Origin of the sequence: Streptomyces sp. MspMP-M5 (assembly GCF_000373585.1) — a bacterium.
GTDB lineage: Bacteria > Actinomycetota > Actinomycetes > Streptomycetales > Streptomycetaceae > Streptomyces.
In genome coordinates this window covers 1-1,507 of the sequence record NZ_KB891869.1, presented here as the reverse complement: position 1 = coordinate 1,507, position 1,507 = coordinate 1, and the positions used below count along the sequence as shown (strand labels likewise).

General features: G+C 62.2%; 1 protein-coding gene and 2 pseudogenes. 1 reads left to right on the top strand and 2 read right to left on the bottom strand.

Annotation, left to right across the window (positions count from 1 at the left end; all coding sequences use genetic code 11):
• Positions 1-201, bottom strand: a 201-nt coding sequence (locus tag B073_RS0107195) for an acyl carrier protein (RefSeq protein WP_018537410.1), incomplete at its 3' end; no start/stop codon positions are given.
• 605 nt (positions 202-806) lie between these two features.
• Positions 807-1,367 (bottom strand): annotated as a pseudogene (locus B073_RS39345) (IS630 family transposase); the annotation flags it as partial.
• Between B073_RS39345 and B073_RS43660 the strand changes: the two are divergent.
• A pseudogene (locus B073_RS43660) lies at positions 1,367-1,507 on the top strand (IS5/IS1182 family transposase); the annotation flags it as partial. The pseudogenes B073_RS39345 and B073_RS43660 overlap by 1 nt on opposite strands.

Here is a 1,507-nt window from a genome sequence, read left to right as displayed (position 1 = left end):
TGACGCCTGCACGTCACTGATCTCGATCTGGTAGGTGTCGCTGATGACGGTCACCAGCTCGGCCCTGGCCAGCGAGTCCACTTCCAGGTCGTCGAAAGTGCGGTCCTGGGCCTCCGGCGGGAGGGCGATCCTCTTGTCGGGAGCGGCATCGTTCCCGTGCACGACGCTCGTCAGCAGCTTTTCCAGCTCGGTGAAGGTCACAGCCTTCTCCTTCGGTTCGTATATGCGGAAATCGCACAGCTTGCAGCGGCACCTTGAATGGGATTGAGATTTCGATCTGATCCGCGCGTGGGAAGTTCCGTGCACCTCCTGCAGATCCCCCCTGTGCCCTCCCAAATAGGTTGGCTCACCGCTCAGGAAGAACTGCGCGAGGCCGGACCGATTTCTGTTCTCACGAACCCCTGAGCCAACGTCACCGAAAAGCCGACCAATTCGATCACATACAGGAGAGCTCCCGGAACAATTCCCCGGTTATGAAAGTTCACTCTGATCGATAAGCGCGGGCAACCTGGTCAATTCATACAGCTACGTACGTGAAGAGTCGAACGCCCACCACGCAGCCGCACCGCACAACAGCAGAGCGGATAGGGAGACGGATGTCCTGGGCGTGAGCCGAGGCGGAAGCAACCATCGAGGAAATGGCCACAGCTGCCGTGGTGTTGAGGTTTCACCGGCATGAGCATGCCCGCGCATCGGGCACCAATGCGCTCATCAAGCAAACGGCACACTAGAGAACGAATATGGGTATAGACCGACGATATCCCGACTGAAGCACCAAGCGCCTGCCGCAACCCGTCGGACAGGGCCTAGTGTCCTGAGTCGGGGATTCGTTTGCAGTATGCGGCGACTTTGTCGAGGATCTCGTCGGCGGTCTTGGTCCAGGCAAACGGTCGTGGGTTGTCGTTCCAGTCGGCAAGCCAGGCACGGATGTCGCGTTCGAGGGCCTGGACGGAGCGGTGGACGCAGCGTCGTAGCTTCTTGCTGGTCAGCTCGGCGAACCACCGTTCCACCAGGTTCAACCACGACGATCCGGTGGGGCGGTGAAGTGCAGGTGGAAGCGAGGGTGGGCCGGCAGCCATTGCTTGATGGCCGGTGTCTTGTGGGTGGCGTAGTTGTCCAGGATCCAGGTGCGCCGCAAGCATGGGGGGAATCTCCTGGTCGAGCTTGGTCAGGAACTTCTTGAAGTCGGCGGCGCGTTGACGGCGGTGCAGCGAGCCGATCACCCTGCCGGTGGCCACTTCCAAGGCGGCGAACAGGGTCGTGGTGCCGGCACGGACGTGGTCGTGGCTGCGGCGTTCGGGCACCCCGGGCATCATCGGAAGCACTGGCTGCGAGCGGTTCAGTGCCTGGATCTGCGATTTCTCGTCTCGCGTTCGTCATCACACCAGGTCAGTGGGGCGATGCCCCACAGCTGATCCCCGTCCTCGAACGCATCCGCGTCCCCCGCCCAAGCGGCGGCCACCCCCGCACGCGGCCCGACCACGTGAGCGGCGACAAAGCGTACAGA